Source organism: Oxalobacteraceae bacterium OTU3CAMAD1 (genome assembly GCA_024123915.1).
In the GTDB taxonomy this organism is placed as follows: domain Bacteria; phylum Pseudomonadota; class Gammaproteobacteria; order Burkholderiales; family Burkholderiaceae_D; genus Rugamonas.
The window spans coordinates 1,089,818-1,109,585 of the sequence record CP099650.1; the positions used below are offsets into that span (position 1 = coordinate 1,089,818).

13 protein-coding genes and 2 pseudogenes are annotated in these 19,768 nt (G+C 65.0%); 9 read left to right on the top strand and 6 right to left on the bottom strand.

Annotation, left to right across the window (positions count from 1 at the left end):
- The first annotated feature begins 42 nt into the window (after window positions 1–42).
- The 3 genes from NHH88_04640 (at window position 43) to NHH88_04650 (ending at window position 4,408) form a co-directional block, all read left to right on the top strand.
- Window positions 43–2,778, top strand: a complete 2,736-nt coding sequence (locus tag NHH88_04640) for a circularly permuted type 2 ATP-grasp protein (GenBank protein ID USX15092.1) — start codon at window positions 43–45, stop codon at window positions 2,776–2,778.
- Window positions 2,775–3,752, top strand: a complete 978-nt coding sequence (locus NHH88_04645) for a transglutaminase family protein (GenBank protein USX15093.1) — start codon at window positions 2,775–2,777, stop codon at window positions 3,750–3,752. Before NHH88_04640 ends, NHH88_04645 begins: the two co-directional genes overlap by 4 nt.
- 146 nt (window positions 3,753–3,898) lie before the next feature.
- Window positions 3,899–4,408, top strand: coding sequence for a DUF3885 domain-containing protein (locus NHH88_04650; GenBank protein USX15094.1), 510 nt, complete (start codon window positions 3,899–3,901; stop codon window positions 4,406–4,408).
- A gap of 106 nt (window positions 4,409–4,514) precedes the next feature.
- Here NHH88_04650 and NHH88_04655 read toward each other — a convergent pair whose 3' ends face one another.
- On the bottom strand, window positions 4,515–5,138 hold the full coding sequence (locus NHH88_04655) for a hypothetical protein (protein ID USX15095.1): 624 nt from the start codon (window positions 5,136–5,138) through the stop codon (window positions 4,515–4,517).
- A gap of 193 nt (window positions 5,139–5,331) precedes the next feature.
- Between NHH88_04655 and NHH88_04660 the strand changes: the two genes are divergently transcribed.
- Entirely contained in the window at window positions 5,332–5,661 is a 330-nt protein-coding gene (locus tag NHH88_04660) for a hypothetical protein (GenBank protein ID USX15096.1), read from the top strand.
- Between the two features lie 316 nt (window positions 5,662–5,977).
- Window positions 5,978–7,114 (top strand): putative zinc-binding peptidase, encoded by a 1,137-nt coding sequence (locus tag NHH88_04665; protein USX17267.1) that lies wholly within the window; start codon window positions 5,978–5,980, stop codon window positions 7,112–7,114.
- A 19-nt stretch (window positions 7,115–7,133) separates the two neighbouring features.
- Here the strand turns inward: NHH88_04665 and NHH88_04670 are convergent, their stop codons facing one another.
- The 3 genes from NHH88_04670 to NHH88_04680 all read right to left on the bottom strand — a co-directional run bounded on the left by NHH88_04670 (window position 7,134) and on the right by NHH88_04680 (window position 11,719).
- A complete protein-coding gene (locus NHH88_04670) occupies window positions 7,134–7,841 on the bottom strand; it encodes a transporter substrate-binding domain-containing protein (protein USX15097.1) in 708 nt (235 codons plus the stop codon).
- 230 nt (window positions 7,842–8,071) lie between these two features.
- Window positions 8,072–10,249, bottom strand: coding sequence for a TonB-dependent siderophore receptor (locus tag NHH88_04675; GenBank protein ID USX15098.1), 2,178 nt, complete (start codon window positions 10,247–10,249; stop codon window positions 8,072–8,074).
- A gap of 105 nt (window positions 10,250–10,354) precedes the next feature.
- The gene (locus tag NHH88_04680) at window positions 10,355–11,719 is read right to left on the bottom strand and encodes a S41 family peptidase (GenBank protein USX15099.1); all 1,365 of its coding nucleotides are present in this window, start codon (window positions 11,717–11,719) and stop codon (window positions 10,355–10,357) included.
- Between the two features lie 201 nt (window positions 11,720–11,920).
- Between NHH88_04680 and NHH88_04685 the strand changes: the two genes are divergently transcribed.
- Window positions 11,921–13,027, top strand: coding sequence for a catalase family protein (locus NHH88_04685; protein ID USX15100.1), 1,107 nt, complete (start codon window positions 11,921–11,923; stop codon window positions 13,025–13,027).
- 157 nt (window positions 13,028–13,184) lie between these two features.
- On the opposite strand, the gene NHH88_04690 is transcribed toward NHH88_04685, so the two are convergent.
- Window positions 13,185–16,178 (bottom strand): TonB-dependent receptor, encoded by a 2,994-nt coding sequence (locus NHH88_04690; protein USX15101.1) that lies wholly within the window; start codon window positions 16,176–16,178, stop codon window positions 13,185–13,187.
- Between the two features lie 261 nt (window positions 16,179–16,439).
- Between NHH88_04690 and NHH88_04695 the strand changes: the two genes are divergently transcribed.
- Both NHH88_04695 and NHH88_04700 read left to right on the top strand, forming a co-directional pair.
- Window positions 16,440–18,455, top strand: coding sequence for a hybrid sensor histidine kinase/response regulator (locus NHH88_04695; protein USX15102.1), 2,016 nt, complete (start codon window positions 16,440–16,442; stop codon window positions 18,453–18,455).
- Window positions 18,456–18,619: 164 nt separating this feature from the next.
- Window positions 18,620–18,913 (top strand): annotated as a pseudogene (locus NHH88_04700) (peptidase M48 family protein).
- A 349-nt stretch (window positions 18,914–19,262) separates the two neighbouring features.
- Here NHH88_04700 and NHH88_04705 read toward each other — a convergent pair.
- Window positions 19,263–19,388: pseudogene (locus NHH88_04705) on the bottom strand (polymer-forming cytoskeletal protein).
- Window positions 19,389–19,426: 38 nt separating this feature from the next.
- Here NHH88_04705 and NHH88_04710 point away from each other — a divergent pair.
- On the top strand, window positions 19,427–19,732 hold the full coding sequence (locus NHH88_04710; protein ID USX17268.1) for a pilin: 306 nt from the start codon (window positions 19,427–19,429) through the stop codon (window positions 19,730–19,732).
- Window positions 19,733–19,768 lie beyond the last annotated feature (36 nt).

Sequence of the window (19,768 nt, forward strand, 5' to 3'; positions counted from 1 at the left end):
GCACTATAGAAGAAAAACTAGAAGAAAAACCGATCGACCGCGATGCCTAAGCAACTACTATCCAAATATCTGGCTGCATCGGATAGTTTCGACGAAATGCTGGACGCCTCGAAAGAGCCGCGTCCGCATTGGCGCGCCATGTTGGACGGACTGCGCGCCGAAACGCCCGATTTGATGCGCCAGCGCCTCGAAACGGTGCAGCGCGAGGTGCGCCAGAACGGCGTCACCTACACCGTCTACGGCGACACCAAGGGCACGCACCGGCCGTGGGACCTGAACCTGCTGCCGCTGATCCTGCCGCGCCAGGAGTGGGAGGGCATCGAGGCGGCCGTGATCCAACGCGCCACCCTGCTGAACCGCGTGCTGGGCGACGTCTACGGCCCGCAGAACATGCTGAAGGAAGGTTTGCTGCCGCCGGCGCTGATCCACGGCCACGCCGGCTTCCTGCGCGCCGCCTACGGCATGCGCCACCCGGACGACATCGCCCTGCATTTCTACGCGGTCGATCTGGCGCGCGCGCCCAACGGCCGCTGGTGGGCCACCGCCGACCGCACGCAGTCGCCTTCGGGCGCCGGCTACGCACTGGAGAACCGCTCCATCGTCGGGCGCAGTTTCCCGTCGCTGCTGCGCGACATGAAGGTGCGCCCGCTCGAAGGTTTTTTCGGCACCATGCGCGACAGCCTGGCGCATTGGGGCCGCCGCTGCGCCGCCAACGGCGACGCCCATCCGCTGCGCGCCGGCGAGGCGCCGCTGATCGTACTGCTCACGCCCGGCCCCTACAACGAAACCTATTACGAACAAGCCTACCTGTCGCGCTACCTCGGCCTGCCGCTGGTGGAGGCGGGCGACCTGACGGTACGCGGCGGCATCGTGTTCATGAAGACCCTGTCCGGACTGCGGCGGGTGCACGTGATCATGCGCCGCGTCGACGACGACTTCTGCGACCCGCTGGAACTGCGCTCGGACTCCGCGCTGGGCGTGGCCGGCCTGACCGAGGCGGCGCGGCGCGGCAACGTCCTGGTCACCAACAGCCTGGGCTCGAACCTGCTCGAATCGGGCGCCTTGCTCGGCTTCCTGCCGGCGCTCAGCGAACGCCTGCTCGGCCAGCCGCTGCGCATGCCGTCGGTGGCCACCTGGTGGTGCGGCGAGCCGGCCGCGCTGGAGGAAGCGATCGAAAAGCTGGACCAGCTGGTGATCATGCCGGCCTTCCCGCAGCTCCGCCAGGCGCCGGTGTATGGACGCGACCTGAAGGACGCCGCCCGCGCCGCCCTGATCGCCCAGATGCGGGCCAACCCGAACAACTACGTCGCGCACGAGCTGGTGCGGCTGTCGCAAGGGCCGGTGTACCAGCCGGAGACCGGGCGCCTGAGCGCGCACTCGATCGGCCTGCGCGTGTTCGCCTGCGCCACGCCGGACGGCTACGTCGTCATGCCGGGCGGGCTGACCCGGGTGGCCACCGGGCCGGACGCGCGCGTCATCACCATGCAGCACGGCGGTGGCAGCAAGGATACGTGGGTGCAGGCCAGTTCGCAGGCGCGCCACCAGCAACCCGTCCCGCGCAGCATGACAGCGCAGGACCTGGTGCGCGACGACACCCAGCTGTCGAGCCGCATGGCGGAGAACCTATTCTGGCTGGGCCGCCACACGGAGCGCTGCGACGACATCGCGCGTTTGCTGCGGGTGGCGCTCAATATCGTTTTCAACGTGCGGGCCGGCTATCCGGGCGCCGAATGGCCCACCGTCGAATCGCTGTGTGCCTGGTTCCAGCTGACGCCCATGCCTGAACCGGAGCCCGCGCAGCGACAGAGCCAGCAGAGCCAGAGCGCGGATCAGCAAACCCAAAGCCAGGACCAGCAGACCCAGACCCAAAGTCAGGATCAAGGCCAAAGTCAGAGCCAGGGGCAAAGCCAAAGCCAAAGCCAAAGCCAAAGCCAAAGCCAAAGCCAAAGCCAAAGCCAGGGTGGGGCGCCGGAACCCGAGCCCGAGCCGGCGCCGGCCCGCATCGCGCACGACGCCCAGATCGAAGCGGCGCTGCTGCTGGCGGTGGTCTCGCCGGACGTGCCGGGACTGGCGCGCCAGCAGCAACAGCTCTACAACACCGCCAGCCAGTTGCGCGAGCGGCTGTCGGTCGACAACTGGCGCGCGCTGAACCGGCTGGTCGAACGCGCCGGCGGCGCCACGCTGCCGTCGCAATCGGAGGCGATGACGATCCTTGACGACGCCGCCGCATCTTTGATGACCCTGACCGGTTTCGGCCTGGACGGCATGACGCGCGACATGGGCTGGCGCTTCCTGTCGCTGGGGCGGCGCCTGGAGCGCCTGCAATTCCAGAGCATGGTGCTGCGGGCGGCGCTGGGCATGGACCCGGAGGGCAACCTGGACTGGGTGTTGGAGCTTTCCGACAGCATCGTCACCTACCGTGCGCGTTATCGCGCCCAGCCCGAGTGGCTGCCGGTGCTCGACCTGCTGATCCTCGACGACAGCAATCCGCGCTCGATCAGCCATCAACTGCATGGCGTGCTTGAAGGCTTGCGAAAGATCGCCAAGGTGTACGGTCCGTGCGGCGAGCATAATCTCGCCCCGTTGGAGACCGAACTGCTGTCGCTGTCGCCGGAGGCTGACCTGTACGGCGGCAATCCACGGTTGGTCGACCTGCTGGCGCGCGTGCAGAATGCCAGCGAGGTCATGGCCGAGCAGATCGGCCTGCAGTTCTTCAGCTACACGGGCAGCCTGCATAACAAGTTCGAAACGCCGTGCGCGCGGGGGTACGCGCGATGACGCAATCCCAAACCCAGCAAACTGCCAGCCCGCTGCCGAACACCGCCAGCGATACGCCGCCGCCCGGGCAATCCGCGCCGACCGCCTGCGCGCGCTACCTGGTGGTGCACCAGACCCGCTACAGCTATCAAAGCGCGGTGTCGCTGTCGCAGCAGTATCTGCACATGACGCCGCGTTCGTTCGACTATCAGCGCACCGAGTCGCACCGGATCGTGACCGACCCGCCGGCCGAGGACATCACCGACGGCGCCGATTACTTCGGCAACCTGACGCGCCATTTCAGCGTCACCGCGCCGCACAGCGCGCTGCTGGTGCATGTTGAATCGACCTTGGCGCTGTACCCGCGCCGCACCCTGGACCAGATCGCCGACAGCGCGCCGTGGGAACTGGTGCGCGACCTGATGCTGACCGACCGCAGCGACGCCACGCTGGAGGCATGCCAATACCTGTACGCGTCGCCGCATGTGACCTTGAGCGCGGAGCTGGCCGACTACGCGCGCGACAGCTTCAGCGCCGGCCGGCCGCTGCTCGACGCCGCGCTCGACCTGACGCAACGGATTTTCGACGACTTCGACTTCGACAGCACCGCCACCGACATCTCGACGCCGCTCGAGCAGGTGCTGAGCGGACGGCGCGGCGTGTGCCAGGACTTCGCGCAACTGATGATCGGCGGCCTGCGCGGCCTGGGCCTGCCGGCGCGCTACATGAGCGGTTATCTGCTGACGCACCCGCCGGAAGGGCAGCCGCGCATGATCGGCGCCGACGCCTCGCACGCCTGGGTATCGGTGTACGACCCGGCGCTGGGCTGGATCGACTTCGACCCGACCAACCGCTGCCTGGTGCAGCACGAGCACATCGTCACCGGCTGGGGGCGCGACTTCAGCGACGTCACGCCGATGCGCGGCATCGTGCTGGGCGGCGGCGAGCAGGCGTTGCAAGTCAATGTCACGGTGACGCCGTTGGAACTTGGCTGATTCGCCGAATTAGATAGGTCACGCAGAAACCCTACATGAGTCTCCAAAGAAAAATCCAGACGATCGTCTAGCGGCCCTATCGATTCGCATTGTTTTATAACTTCCCCCGAGGGCTGCGGTTTAAGTTGTCGGAAGGAGGCAGTCCCTTGGATCAAGCGTTAACCGCCCTGCGTAAAGCAACCGCAATTTGCAATGACGTTTTTGACCGTGAAGAAAACATACTCGTCCACTTACAGGCGTTTGCTTCGACATCTCGCTTCGGGTTGCGTCAGCTGTTACGTGATTTACAGGTTGCAGGAATTATTGTCCCTGAGAGACGAGAGTTCTGGCTGGAAGGGGCAGATCCAGTCGAAGAGCCTGAAGATGGCGAGGGGAATTGCTGGGTCAACTGTGCTTTTGAAGTAGCAGTTTCCAAACTACAGAATCTGCTCTGGTGTGCCGTTGCTACCGACTTCGGTTCGTCATTGGCGCCGAATCCGCGCTGTCGGGTATATTTGCTTAACTTGAATAGAGAAATAGTCGTTCATCCCTACGATGACAGAGGGATGGACGTGATTAGTTTGCACACATCAGCGTTGGCGGAATTGTATGAACGGCACATCGGTCTGTTGCTCGATTACGATATGGAAGCCATGCAGCAGACCTTTGGTCGCTAATAGCATCCATTCCAAGCGCTGCGCTGCGTCGTCGTCGGTGGAGAGCGGGGCAATCAATGAAGTTCGGTTAAGTCAGATTGCCCCCATGCTGGCGAATTTGACGACGTCAGTTCGCCGCCAGCGGGTGTCCGTTCTCTTCATGCCAGCTTTGCAGACCAATTCGCTCAAGGCGATAAAGTGGGTCGGGCGCCGGGAGCAGCAGCGCCGGCTTTGGCTTGGCGCCGAACAGTCTGGCGATAAACCCCGGCTGTGTCGGCTCGCCCACAGTCATCCGTCCAAGCGGCTCGTGCAACCATGCGAGTTGCCCTTCGATGGCGGAATCAAGGTCCATGATTTCATTCATGAGTTTGTTAATCTGCGTTTTATACGGTTCGTCCGAATTGAATACGTCCAGCGGATCGAGCAGGAAAAACCTCGCGTCATGTTGCGGTCTGTTCAGGAACGCGATGGTATCGTCGATGAGCGGCTGCGCGTGCGGCAGTTCGATACGCCTCAGGAATGCAAGCAGGCGTGAAACCCCGGCCTGGCGATCTCCCATCACGTGAAAGCACTTTCGAGGCCCGCGCTGGGGGGCCGTGATCGCTTTCGGGTCGCCCGACAGGAGGAGCTTAAATGCGAAGGCCACGGCGTGGCGTGAAGTGGCAATGTGGCGCATAGACGGGGGGCGTTGCGTATTCCCTCCGCGCCATGGTTCGACATCGCTGATGAACAGATAACTGAAGTCCGCCATAATGTGCAGTCATATAAGCCCGGAAGCAAATGATAAACCATCCAGCCGTTAGGGGGGCAACGGGCCCCGAATCGCCCGACGTGTTATAAAAGAAGAGAATTGTTTTCGTCCTTATCCTTTAAACTTGGCGCTAAATCCGGGCAATGGTTGCTTTGGATCGCCGGTCGTAAAACCAAATGCATGTAGGAGATAAATGAGCTATTTTAATTGGGTCAATTTACAGTACATGGGTGATGTCGAACTTGATTTTAAGGTGCTGGAAAGCGCTTTAAAGTCTTATCTTGATGAGAACGGCATTCATCAAAACGCACTAAAAGATCTCGCCACGCTTCTTGAGGACCATGCTGCAACGTTCACGTTATACACGTCAATGATCGAAGAAATGCTTCTTCTCGCTTCGAGATCGCAGCCGGATGCAGTGTTCGGTGTGCAAGGCCGGGGGGAAGAGCTGCGGGACGTTTGGCTAAGGGAATATGGCGGGGGCGAGATCACGTTTTCCCAAGGCCCATTCCATTATGATTGACGACATTCATACGTTCCACTTCCGGGCGATAAAACGCGCGTGATCGAATGATCTTGTGTGGATGTACTTGGACGCACCCTTCGTCCGCGAAGTTTCTCATTGCAGAGCATCTCGCTGTCGACCAAAGTGCCAGCGCAGTCGAAGAACTGGCAGCCAAAGGGGAATACCTTCATAAGGTGAAATGAGTCGCGGACCAACGATCAATGGTAAAGCAAATGGCGCAATGCGCGCTGCCTAACTGAGCGCTAGCCGGTACATGGGTATGATGCTGGCAAGCGTGCCTTTCGGCGTCGCACCAACCTACCTTCCAAACCAGATGAAAACCTTCCACTGCGACAAGTGCGCCCAACAAGTCTTCTTCGAAAACACGCTGTGCTTCAATTGCGACAGCATGCTCGGCTACCAGCCGGAGCAACGCGTCGTCAGCAGCTTCGAGGCGGCGGAGGACGGCACGTGGCGCAGCCTGAACAAGAATGACGCCGGACGCCTCTACAAGCAATGCAGCAACTACGTCAACCATCAGGTCTGCAATTGGATGCTTGACGCCGACGATCCGAACGAACTGTGCGCCTCGTGTCAGCTGACCGTCGTCATTCCTACCCTGAGCACCGATAAGAACCACCTGTTTTGGCAGCGTTTGGAATCGGCCAAGCGCCGCTTGCTGTATTCGCTGTATTCGTTGCACCTGACCCCGGTCTCCAAGGAGGAGGACGAGGAAACCGGCCTGGCCTTCCAGTTCCTGGAGGATGGCCCGGGCGACGACGAGAAGGTGATGACCGGCCACGACAACGGCTTGATCACCCTCAACATTGCCGAGGCCGATCCGGCCCAGCGCGAGCGCACCCGCGAGCAGATGCACGAACACTACCGCACCCTGCTGGGCCATTTCCGCCACGAGAGCGGACATTACTACTTTGATCGCCTGATCGCCGACAGCGAGTGGATCGACGGCTACCGCGACCTGTTCGGCGACGAGCGCCAGGATTACAGCGAGAGCCTGAAGAAACACTATGAGAACGGCGCGCCGGCCGACTGGGAACAGCACTACATCAGCACCTACGCCAGCTCCCACCCGTGGGAAGACTGGGCCGAGACCTGGGCGCACTATCTGCACATGATCGATACGCTGGAGACGGCGCACGCGTGCGGCCTGTCGCTCAAGCCGCGTAAAAAGGAAGAGCCGGAGATGGTGATCACGGCGCCGCCGCTGAAGATCGATTCCTTCGACGAAATCATCTCGGACTGGTTCGCGCTGACCTATGTGCTCAACAGCTTGAACCGCAGCGTCGGCACGCCGGACTCGTATCCGTTCAAGCTGCCAACACCGGTGCAGGAAAAACTGCATTTCATCCACAAGGTGGTGTTGGAGCAGGTAGGGAAGAAGAAAGCCAGGCCGGCGCCGAAGGCCATCGTCACGCAAGATAAAAAAGCGCCGGCGGCGGCAACCGCCTGACGAGCGGGCCACCACCGCCTCATGGTTTGGCCGGTGGCACGCCCGGAGTCTGCAGCATGTCGCGCCAGTAGTCGCGCTCGATCCTGGTCAAATCCACGTCCCGCGCGGCCTGGTCGAACGCCCGCTGCTGCTGCAAACCCTGCGCCGTATGCTGGAAACACACGTGCACGGTGCGCGTGGTGAACAGGTGGTCGACGGTTTCAACGCGGTCGCGCTCGGCTTGCGTGTAGCGGTCGGCCGTCAGCAGGTAGCGCAGCATGCGTTTTTCGATGACGATGGCGACGAAGCGGCGCGCCAGCAGCTTGCGCACATTGATCTCGTCGCTGATGGCCGGTTCGACCGCCAGCACCCCGGACCGGGCGAGCCCGTCGAACTGTTCGCCGTAGGAGTAGCCGCCGACGGTGCCGATGCGCACCGCGTGCAGGTCCTTCAACGCGCCGGCCTTTACCGGCTTGTCCTTCAGGTAGGCCAACACCGTCTGCCGGCTGCCGACGGCGCTGGAGAAATAGCAGATATTTTCCCGGTCAGGATTGCGTACCATCGCCACCGCGCCGGCGTAGTCCGGGTCGTGCAGGCCGATTTCCATCGCGCGCTTCCACGGAAAATAGTCGATCTGCGCGGCGTAGCCCATGCGGGCGGCCACCGCGCCGACCAGCGTGCCCGTCAGCCCGTTGCCCGGCAGCGCGCGACTGAAAAACGGCGGCCATTCCTCTGTCGCGAAGCGCATGACGGGCGGCTCGGCGGCGAGCGCCGGCATACTTAGCAACAAACCTATGCAAAATTTCAATAGCCGTAACAGCTTCAAGCAGCCCCCAATCCCGCCGCGGTGGCGGCGATCGTGTCGACTATGCTCCCACAGTTTTTAGGCAGCCGCAAAATTTTGTTGCCGGAAGAGGATTTCCTCCGGAGACGCCGCATGCATCGTGCAAGCGATGGCTGGGCAGGCGGCGTTGCGGATTAGAACACGTAGCGCAGCGTTCCCGAGACGTTGCGCGGCGCGCCGTACAGCAGGTTCTGGAACACGTCGAGCTGGTTGCTGTAGTACTTCTTGTCGAAGGCGTTGTTCAGATTGACCTGCAGCGCCAGTTGCGGGCTGATCTCGTAGCGCGCCATCAGGCTGGCGATCGCGTACGCCGGCTGCTCGACCTCGAAGCTGGCGCCCGAGCGCGGATCGGTCAAGGTCGTGTAGCTGCGGTCCTCCCAGTTGACGCCGCCCCCTACGCTGAGCTTGCTCCAATCGCCGGGCAGGCGGTACTTGGTGTACAACTTGAGCATCCGGTGCGGATGAACCGTGTTGACCTTCTTGCCGTCGGCGTCCTCGGCGCGGAACTGGGTCCAGCCGATGCTGGCGCTCCAGCCGCGCGCCAGTTCGCCGCTCAGTTCGATCTCGTAGCCGGTGGTCTTGGCGCCGTCGATGGCGTTGTAGGCCTGCACGCGCGTGCCGGGTACCAGTTGGCCGGCGTCGGCGACGGCGAAGTTGTCCTGCTTGACGCGGAATACGGCGAAGCTGGCGTTGAGCTTGCCATTGAGCAGTTCGCTCTTGGCGCCAGCCTCCAGGCTTTTGCCCAGCAGCGGGTCCAGATAGTTGCCGCGACGGTCGCGCGCGTCCTGCGGGTCGAAGATGTCGGTGTAGCTGGCGTACAACGACGTGTGGGCGCTGACGTCGGCCACCGCGCCCAAGTAGGGCGTGACCACGCCGCGATGGCGCAGGGTGTAGGCCTCGGCCGTCCAGGCGGCCTGGTCGCCGTCGCGCCGCCAGTTGGTGACGCGGGCGCCGGCGATCAGCTTGAACTTGTCGGCCAGTTTCAGCCGCGCCGCGCCATAGGCGCTTGTCTCTTTCTGATTGAAGTTCGAGCCGGTGTAGTAGGCGCCCCACTCGGGTTCCGGATAGTCGCCGGTCCAGGCGCGGAAGTCGCCGATCTCCGGCTGGATGCTGGCGTCGCTGATCATCCACAGTTCGTTGCGCTTGGCGCGCAGCACGCCGAACGTCAGTTCATGCTCGCGCCCCAGCAGGGAGAACGGGCCGCTGGCGCGCAGCGCGTAGTCGGTTTGCTTGTCGCGTCCGCCGTAGCCGACCACCCACGGTTGCAGGCCGAGGCCGGTGTTGCGGTCGACCAGGCCGTCCATCCAGTTCAGGCGCTGGTCGCCGTCGTTCTCGCGCCGGGTCGCCACCGCGTTCAGTTTCCACTGGTTGGACAGGGTGTGTTCGAGCGAGACGAAGCCGGTGCGCTGTTGCGTGTCCCACCTATTCCACTTGGCGGCGGCGGTGGTCGAGCGGGCCCAGTCGGTGCGGGTGCCGTCGGTGTAGAAGAACGGCAGGCCGGCCCACTGGTTGCCGCGCCGCTTGTCGCGCTGCTCGCTGAAGCCGGCGCTGAGCCTGGTGCTGGCGCCGAGGTCGGCGTCGATGACTCCATAGACGGTGCGCTTGCGGGTGTTCTCGAGGCGGATGAAGGAATCCTTGCGCTCGGCGTTGACGACCACACGGCCGCGCACCGAACCGTCGGCGGTGAGCGGCGCGGTCAGGTCGAGTTCGGCCTCGGCCTGGTCCCAGGAGCCCAGGCCGGCGCTGGCGCTGCCGGTGAAGGTCTTGCTGTCGGCGTGCTTGCGCACCAGGTTGATCGAGGCCGACGGGCTACCGGTGCCGTTGAGCAGGCCGGTGGCGCCGCGCACGATCTCGACATGGTCGTAGATGGCCAGGTCGCCCTTGGTCTGGCCGGAGCTGGTGCCACCCATCGGCGTGCCGTCGATCTGCAGCGATTTGATCTCGAAGCCGCGCGCGAAGAAGTAGCCGCGCACGCTGTCGATTTCCTTGGCCGATACGCCGGTGGCGTTGTTGGCGATGTCGAACACGGTCTGCAGCGCCTGGTCGTCCATGCGCTCGCGGGTGATCACGCTGACCGATTGCGGGGTGTCGCGGATCGACAGATCGAGGCCGGTGGCGGTGCTGCTCGAGCGCGCCGTGTACGAGCCGTCGGCAGCGCTGCCGGTGACCGTGACGGTGGGGAGGGTGGGGGACGGCGCGTCGGCGCGCTCTTCGGCGCGTGCCGCGCCCGATAGCACCAGGCCCGCCAAGGCGAGCTGCAGTGCCAGGGGGAGGGGAGCGCGGCGGCGCCCGGCGGTCGGGGGGATGCTCATGGATTTCTTCTCGGCTGGGAGCGGCGGAATGCCGCTGTCAGCTTGGTGACGAACGGCGGGCCGATTTGTTTAGCCCCCCCCCGCGTCGGCGGCGACAGTTCTCCTTTAACGGCTCGCCCTGTCCAGCACGGCGTTGACCAGTTGCCGGCTGTCGTATGGACTGTCCGGCAGCAGCAGATCGGGCCGCACCAGCATCGGGGTGTCGGCGCCGGAGGGACGCTGGAAGATCAGGCGCGGCACGCTGAATCCCAGCCCGCTGGCGGGCAGCACGAAGTTCTGCGTGCCGCCGCTTTGCCGCGCGCGCGCCGAACCCGGCGCACCGGCCACCCTGGCGAAGCCGAAATCCTGCACCACGTTGCTGAACAGGATGGCCGACGAATAGGTGTTGCGTCCCACCAGCACGTAGGTGGCGCCGCCGAAACGCAGCGGGTCGTCGGCTTGCGGCGGCAGCCATTTTTCGATCGTGCCGTCGATCACGTCGCCCAGCTTTTCGGTGGCGCTCTCGCGGCCCTTGATCACCTTCTTCTTGTACGTCGACGCCCAGCGGTACGGCTTGTCGGCGATGTAGCGCAGAATGCCGTCCATCCACATGTCGTCGTTGCCGCCGCCGTTGGCGCGCACGTCGATCAGCAGCGTCTTGACCTTTACGTCGCGCAATTGAGTGAAGGCGCGCTCGGTGAAATCGGTGAACTGCTTTTTGTCCGGCCAGTAAAAGGTGTTAATGGTCATCAGCGCGGCGCCGCCGGGCAGCAGCTCGACACGGAATTGCCGGTCGAATTGCGATCGTCCGTCCAGGTAGGCAGGCAATTTGCCGGCGGCCTTGGCGCGCAGTGTCCGGCCATCGGCGGTCAGCAAATCGAAACCGGCAGCGTCGCCGTACATCTTCCAGTACAAGAAGGGCCAGCGGGTCGACAGCAGGTCGGCGCGGAAGGCGGGCGTGTCCCCATGGCAGCGTTCCAGCAGCTCGGCGACGAGGCGCCGCGCCGGCACGCCGTCGATCTGCTCGATGCGCACGCCGGCCAGCGGCGAGGCGCCGCCGCCCAGTTCGGCGCGGATGGTCAGGCCGCCTTGTGTGTCCACCACAACTTCATAGGGGAAGAATCCGCCGCCGCCCGCGATGAAGGCCTCGCTCTGGCCGCCGGCGTCGGGTTGCGTCACGACCATATGGGCGTCGGCGAACACGGGGTTGAGCGTGGCCATCAGCCGCCAGGCCTGGTCGCGCGTCATCGGTTGGTCCAGCTGGGCATCGATGCGCCGGTAGGTTTGCCGCAACTGTTCGGCGTCGACCGAGAATCCGGGATAGGGGTGGGTGCTGGCGATGGTGTCCTGGACGAACCGCAGGTCGGCCCGTAATTGTTCCGGCGTGAAGACGGGCGCCGTTTGCGCACGGGCGCAGTGTGCGGCCAGCAGCGCGACGGCGGCGATCAGGGCCAGCAGGGCCGGCGGGGCGAAACGGGAAGCGGGCGTCATTGTTATCCGTGGGTGAACATCATGGGATGACTGTAGTGCTTGCGGGGAGCGTTGACCAGCGGCGGGCGACGAACCGACGGTTTAACGGAATGGAATGCGTTATTGCCGCCGTGGCACAGTTTTGAGTGTGTCACGCCACAGACATCGGAGGCCGATGGCGGCATCATCGGCGGGTCAGCCAACTAGCCCGCAGGACGCAAAATGGATTTTCCCACCCGCCATCTGAACCAACCGTTGCCCTACGATCCCTCCTACGAAATCGAGGAAGAGGACGAGGCCAAGACCATCGCCGGCCTGCAGGATGCCATGCGCAGCGTTGCCGACACCGTCCACAAGGACAGCGGCCACGCCCCGCGCGGGGTGCACGCCAAGAGCCACGGCTTGCTGCGCGGCCAGTTACGGGTGCTGGACCGCATTCCGCCGGATTATTCCCAAGGCTTGTTCGCCACCGCCGGCCAGTATCCGGTGGTGATGCGGCTCTCGACCACGCCCGGCGACCTGCTGGACGACAAGGTGTCCACGCCGCGCGGCATGGCGATCAAGATCGTCGGCGTGCCCGGCGAGCGCTTGCCGGACGGCGAGGGCGACACCACCCAGGACTTCGTCATGGTCAACGGGCCGGTGTTCCTGTCGCCGACGGCCAAGCAGTTCTTGAACAGTGCCAAGCTGCTGGCAGCGACCACCGACAAGGTGCCGGCGTTGAAGAAGGCGTTTTCGGCGGCGCTGCAGGGCGCGGAAAAGGCGATCGAGGCGGTCGGCGGCGAGAGCGTTGCGCTCAAGGGCCTCGGCGGCCATCCGCAAACCCACATCCTCGGGGAGACCTTTTACACGCAGGTGCCGGTGCTGTTCGGGCGCTACATGGCCAAGCTGTCGCTGGTGCCGGTGTCGCCCGAGCTGGTGGCGTTGAAGGACCAGCCGGTCGACCTGGACAACAAGCCCAACGGCCTGCGCGGCGCGGTGGTCGATTTCATGACCGAGCACGCGGCCGAGTGGGAGTTGCGGGTGCAGCTATGCACCGACCTCGAGACGATGCCGATCGAGGATGCGACGGTCGAGTGGACCAGCCCGTGGGTAGCGGTGGCGCGCATCAGCGCCGCGCCGCAGGCGGGATGGACGCATGGGCTGTCGGTGCTGGTGGACGACGGCATGCAGTTTAATCCGTGGCATTGCGTCGCCGCGCATCGTCCGCTCGGTTCCATCATGCGCGTGCGGCGCGCCGTGTACGCGGCGTCGGCGCGTTTCCGCGCCGAGCGCAACGGCACGCCGATCGCCGAGCCGGTGAATTTGGATCACTGGCGGGAGCATTGATCGACGCCTTCGACGGCGCATAGATGGCGGATTACGGCGTTCCGCCTAATCCGCCCTACGTGTTTCCGAGGTCATTCGTCGTGTGCGTCCACGGGAGACACGTAGGGCGGATTAGCGTAGCGTAATCCGCCATGCACGCGCCGTCGACGGCCGGCGATCAATACTTGTAATTCAACCCCACCACAAACGTGCGGCCCGAATGCACGTACAACAAGGTGTCGTTGCGCTGGCTGTCACGCCCGTAACGCAGCGGCGTATCGTTCAGGTTCTGCCCCTCCAGACTGACGCGCAACTGCGGCGTGATGTTGTACGACATGCTGAAGTCGATATTGGTCGACCCATCGACAATGGTGAAGTCGTGCCCCTGCACGTCGCCCAGCACGCTGAGCAGATACGACGAACGATGCGCCGCCGACACCCTTGCGCTGAACTTCTTGTCCTCGTAGAACAACGTCAGGTTGTGCGCCTTCGGCGACAGGCCGGTGAAGTTGGCGCGCCGCGTCAGCAGCTCGTTGGCGGCCGTGTTCGGATTGTCCACCCGCGTGATGTAGGTGATCTTCGAGTCGACATGCGTATAGTTGGCCAGCAGGCCGAAATTGGCCCAGATCCCCGGCAGGAAGCTGAACGGCGCCTGCAGGTTGAACTCGTACCCCGTCAGCGGACCGCCCGGCGTGTTGACCTGGCGGTTGACCACCACGGTGGTGTTGGGCAGGGTGGCGCAGGCCGGCGTGCCGCCGGTGATGCTGCAGCCGCCGCCCAGCAGGATCGATTCCGGCAAGCCCAGCGACGAGAACACCGCCCGCTCCGACACGCCTTGGATGAAGGTGCCGATGTCCTTGTGGAAGGCGCCCACCGACACCATCGCGTTCTTGGCGTAGTACCACTCGGCTTGCACATCGTAGGTCTTGGCGCGGATCGGCGCCAGGTTGGGGTTGCCGATGGTGACCGTCTGCACCTGCGTGCTCAGCGTGGTCGACGGCGCCAGGTCGGTGTACTCCGGACGCGCCAGCGTTTTGCCGGCCGAGAAGCGCAGCATCACGTCGTGCGGCAAGGTCGCCGAGATATTGAGCGCAGGCAGGTTGTCGCGGTAGCTGTTTTTAAAGCGCGCCGGCTCCAGCACGCCGTTGGCGTTGAGCATGGCGAAGCTGTTGACCTCCGTGCGGGCGTGGCGCACGCCGACATTGCCGCGCAGCGGAATCGAGAACAGGTCGTACTTGAAGTCGGCCGCCAGGAACAGCGCCTTGATCGATTCGTCGACGCCCCGGTTGGCCTGGTTAAGGTAGTTGTAGCTCGAACCCGGCACCTCGGTGCAATGGCACTCGATGTTGTAGACCTTGAGGAATTTGTCGAGGTCGACGGCGGCCCACGAGTTCGGCACGCCGCCGGCGCCCAGGCCCTTGCCGAAGCCGCTGATCTGGCGCGTGATGTCGCCCATGCCCACGCCGGCCGGCAAGGTCAAACCGTTGCCGCCCGAGCCGATCTCGACATTGGTCCAGGTGTTGTCGCGCTTGGAGAAGCCGGTGCGCAAGGTCAGGTTGTCGTTGAGCTCGTAGCTGGCGTTGACCTGGTTGGTCTTGAGCGTGTTGCGGGTGTGCAGGTAGCGGCCGACGAACTGGCCGTGGAAGGTGCCGTCCGCCTCCTGCGGCGCGAAGCTGAAGCTGTTCGGGTTGGTGACGTCGATGCCGAAGTTCATCGTCGGCACGTTGCGGTTGTTGCGGAAGTCGAAGGAGTAGCCGTTGGCGTTGGGCGAGTCGAACTGCACCGTCGTGCGTTGCGGCTCGTCCAGGTCCGAGCGCGACTGGCCGGTCAGGAAGTCGATCTTCAGGCGGTCGGTGACATCGTGGCGGCCCGACAACACGTGCTGTCGGAACAGGGTCGAGTACACGTCGAGCAGGCCTTCGCTGCGGATGTCGACCGCGTTGAACTTGCCGTAGTCCCAGCTGCCGGCGTCGTTGAAGTGGGTTTCCAGGATCGACGTCTGCGGCTTGCCGTTCGATTGCCCGAGGCTGCGGCCGAACGAGATGGCCGAGATGTAGTTGTCGTAGCGCTTGTTGTTGAACTTGCCGCCCAGCAGATCGAGATTGAGCTCGGTGCTGGCGTTCGGGCGCCATTGCAGCGAGCCGGTTACCCCGGAGCGCTCGTACTGCGTCATCGAGCGGCGGTAGCGCGGAATGCGCGGCGCGAACGCGCCCGAGCCGGCCAGCGGGTTGGCGACGGTGCCGCCGTAGTTGTCGGTGCGCGACATGACGTCGTTGTAGGCGGCCAGGTTGGACGTGCGCGGCACGCCGAAGCCGCAGTTGGCCGCGTCGATGCCCTTGACGGCATTGTTGGCCGGGTTCTGCGGGGCGTAGCCGGCCGGCGCGCAAAAGCCGCCGTCGTTGCTTGCGCTGAGCAGCTCGACCGCCTCGTAGCCTTCCTCCTGCACGGTGCGCTTCGAGTACGCGGCCGAGATCAGCGCGCCAAACTGGCCGTACGGGGTCTTCCACCGGTCCGACAGCAGCGCCGTCACGCGCGGACTGTATTTTTTCGACAGCGAATTGTGCATTTCCTGCGCGCCCAGGCTGAAGGTGCGGCCCTTGAAGTCGAACGGGCGCGCGGTGCGCAGGTCGACGGTGGCGCCGAGCGAGCCTTCCTCGACGCTGGCCTCGGAGGTCTTGCGCACCTCCAGGCTATTGAACAGCTCGGAGGCGAACACGGAGAAGTCGAAGCCGCGCCCACGGTTGGTGCTGCCGTTGATGTCGGAGGCGCCGGTGGCCGTCACGCCCTCGATGCCGTTGATGCGCACCCGCGTGAAGCCGGCGTTGAGGCCGCGCACGGTGATCTGCTTGCCCTCGCCGCCGTCGCCGCGCGTGAGCGACACGCCCGGCACCCGCTGCAGGGATTCGGCCAGGTTGGCGTCGGGGAACTTGGCGATGTCCTCGGCCTTGATGACGTCGATGATGCCGTCGCTGGCGCGCTTGGTGTTCAGCGCACTGTTGAGGCTGGCGCGGAAGCCGGTCACGACTACGACTGAGTCGGCAGGCTGTGCGGCTGCGGCTGCGGTTTCGGTTGTCGCGGCGGTTTGCGCCTGCGAGGGTGTGGCCATCGTGGCCAACACGCCGATGACGGCGAGCACCGATGGTTTGAGCGGACTTGCGTTCCGGTTCTTCATGCGTATCCTTTTGGTTTTTTTTGTTGCCGTGTGGATGTCTCTCCCTGCTTGGGAAAATCGATCATATGCGACTTCAACGCGCGAAAAATCGGCGGCGCGGAAACGATCAGTGAGTTGATTCATTAAGGGATTTTGGCGGTGTTGGCGTTGCTTGCTAACTACAATGCGCGCCGCCGGGCCAGCTCCAGCGCGGGGCGCGCCTATTGTGCGCCGCCGTACACTGCTCTTGTTACACTTTGGCTTTCGGCACATAAAGTCATCATGGCGGCCCACTCCGTTACAACCCTGTCCTTCCCTGCCGTCGGCGAACGGTCGTACCGCTTCATCGGCGACGGCACGCCGATGCGCGACATGGTGCGTGACTTTCCGTGGCAAAACACGGCGCTGGGCGCCATCGCCGATTGGTCCGCCGCGCTGCGCACCAGCGTCGGCATCGTCATGCATTCGGTGCATCCGATGTTCCTGTGGTGGGGCGACGAGCTGACCCAGGTCTACAACGACGCCTACGTGCCGTGCTTCGGCGAGGGCAAGCACCCGGCCGCGCTCGGTCAGGGTGGACGCGCATGCTGGGCCGAGATCTGGCCCATCATCGGGCCGCAAATCGACGAGGTGCGCGCCGGCGGCGAACCGCGCTGGTATGCCGACAACCTGGTGCCGATCTGGCGCAACGGCCGCATTGAGGATGTTTACTGGAGCTACACTTACACGCCGGTGTTCGGCGGGGACGACCGCATCGCCGGCGTACTGGTGGTGTGCACCGAGACCACCACCCAGGTGCTGGCCGAGCGCCGCCGCCACGCGCTCGACCTGCTGGCGCGCCGGCTGCTGGCCTGCCACGGCGAGGCCGATGTGCGCGCCGGCATCGCGCTGAGCGTCGGCGACGATCCGGGCGACCTGCTGTCGGTGGACCTGCTGCGCCGGCCGGGCGCGGACGCCGCCAATGGCGCCGACCTTGCCGTCGGCGACCCCGCCGTCGTCGTCATCCGTGGCGCCGACCTGCAACTGTGCGACGAGCTGGCGCTGGCGTTCCGCATCTCGCCGCGGCTGCCGCTGGACGCCGCGTTCCGCCAGTTCCTGGAACAGTACACCGCCACCGTATGCGCCACCCTGAGCCGCCTCGACAGCGACCGCGCGCTGGCGCAGGCGATGGCCGAGAGCGAGCGCCTCAACGCCGACCTGAACGCGTCGGCGCGCACCAAGGACGAATTCCTGGCCATGCTGGGCCACGAACTGCGCAACCCGCTGGCGCCCATCGTCACCGCGCTCAAGCTGATGAAGCTGCGCGGTGGCGAGCACAGCGAGACCATCCACGAGCAGGAGGTGATCCAGCGCCAGGTCGACCATCTGGTGCGGCTGGTGGACGACCTGCTCGACGTCTCGCGCATCGCCAGCGGCAAGGTCGAGCTGCGCAAGGAGACGGTGGCGCTGCCGGACGTGCTCAACAAGGCGATCGAAATGGCCAGCCCGCTGCTCGAGCAGAAGCAGCACCGGTTGCTGGTCGACGTGGCGCCGGTGCGCTGGCACGGCGACCCGGCGCGGCTGGCGCAGGTGGTGTCCAACCTGCTGAGCAACGCGGCGCGCTACACGCCGGCCGGTGGCCATGTGACCCTGGCCACCCGGGTCCAGGAGCGCGCGCTGACGATCCAGGTGACCGACGACGGTTCGGGCATCTCGCCCACCCTGTTGCCGCACATCTTCGACTTGTTCGTGCAGGGCAACCGCCTGGTCGACCGCGCCAAGGGCGGGCTGGGCATCGGGCTGGCGCTGGTGCGCAATCTGGTGCAGATGCATGGCGGCGAGGTGGCCGCCTATAGCGCCGGCGAAGGGCGCGGCAGCACCTTCACGCTCACCTTGCCCGAATCGGTGGTGGAGGAGGCCGAGCCGGGTAACGGGGCGGCGTCCGCCGCCGCGCCGGCGCAGGGCGGCGGCACCCGCGTGCTGGTGGTCGACGACAACCAGGACGCCGCCGATTCGCTGGCCGACCTGCTCGGCGCGCTCGGCTACAGCGCCAGCGTGGCCTACGATCCGGCCCACGCCATCGCCGAGGCCGCCAAGGCGATGCCGCAGGTCGCCATTCTCGACATCGGCCTGCCCGGCATGGACGGCTTCGAGCTGGCCGCCCATCTGCGCCGCCTGCCGCGCGGCGACGGCTTGAAACTGATCGCGCTGTCCGGCTACGGCCAGGAAAACGACAAGCACCGCAGCCGCGAGGCCGGTTTCGCGGCCCATCTCGTCAAGCCGATCAATATCGCTGAACTGCAGACAACGTTATCATAAAGAGTTGTATTTTTCTTAAATAAACCGCTAGAATAGCTCCCGGGAAACTTTGCGAGGCCGGGAGCCGTATGGAATTGGTTTACAAGAACGAAAAAGCGCTGTTCGGCATCATGCTGGCCGTCTCGCTGGCCGTTTGGACCGGCCTGCTGGCGGCGACCATGGGCATGGCGCTGGTGTATTTACTGCTGTTCTTCATTACCTACTGCTTCGCGCAATCGGCGCTGGTGTCCTGGCTCAAGGGGACCGGCGTGCGCATCACCGCCGAGCAATTCCCCGACCTGCGCGAGCGCATCGACGCCTGCTGCCGGCGCCTCGGCCTGGAACAGGCGCCGGAGGCGTATCTGCTGCAAATGGGCGGCAGCTTCAACGCCTTCGCCACGCGCTTTCTCGGCAATAACTTCATCGTGCTGTATTCGGATGTCGTCGACGCGCTGGAGGAGCGCCCGGACGCGATCAACTTCTACATCGGCCACGAGATCGGCCACCTCAAACGCCAGCACCTGCGCTGGTCGGCGCTGCTGGCGCCGGCTTCGTTCGTTCCGCTGCTGGGCGCGGCCTACGCCCGCGCGCGCGAGTACACGTGCGACCGCCACGGCTTCCACGCCTGTGACGACCTCGACAGCGCGCAGGTGGGCCTGTCGGCGCTGGCGGCCGGCGGCAAGCGCTGGCGCCAGCTCAGCACGGCCGGCTATGCCGCGCAGGCGCAGCAGTCGTCCGGCTTCTGGATGTCGTTCCACGAGCTGGTCGGCGACTATCCGTGGTTGGTCAAGCGCATGGCGGTGATGCGCGGGCTGGCCGGCGGCAGCGAGGTCGAGCAGCCCGGCCGCCACGGCCTGGCCTATCTGATGGCGCTGTTCGTGCCGCGCCTGGGCGTCGGCGGCGCCGGTTCGCTGCTGGCGGTGCTGGCATTGATCGGCGTGCTGGCGGCGGTGGCCATTCCCGCCTACCAGGACTACACGACGCGCGCGCGCATGGCGCAGGTGGTCGGCGTCGGCCAGGACGCGACGGCGGCGGTGGAGCGCTATTTCTACGCCCATGGCAGCGCTCCGGCCACCCTGGAGCAGGCCGGCTACGCGATGGCCGATCCGAACCACGTGGTGCAGAACATCACGGTCGATGCCGCCAACGGCGCGGTGCACGTGTTCCCGGCCGACCTGAACTATCGCGGCAAGGCTATTGCGTTCACGCCGAGCCTGGACGAGAATAAGCGCGTGGCCTGGCGCTGCGGCAGCGACGGCATCCCGGCCCGGCTGCTGCCGGCCGACTGCCGCGAGTAGCCGGCCGACCTTCGCTGCCGGCCCTCCGAACTTCGG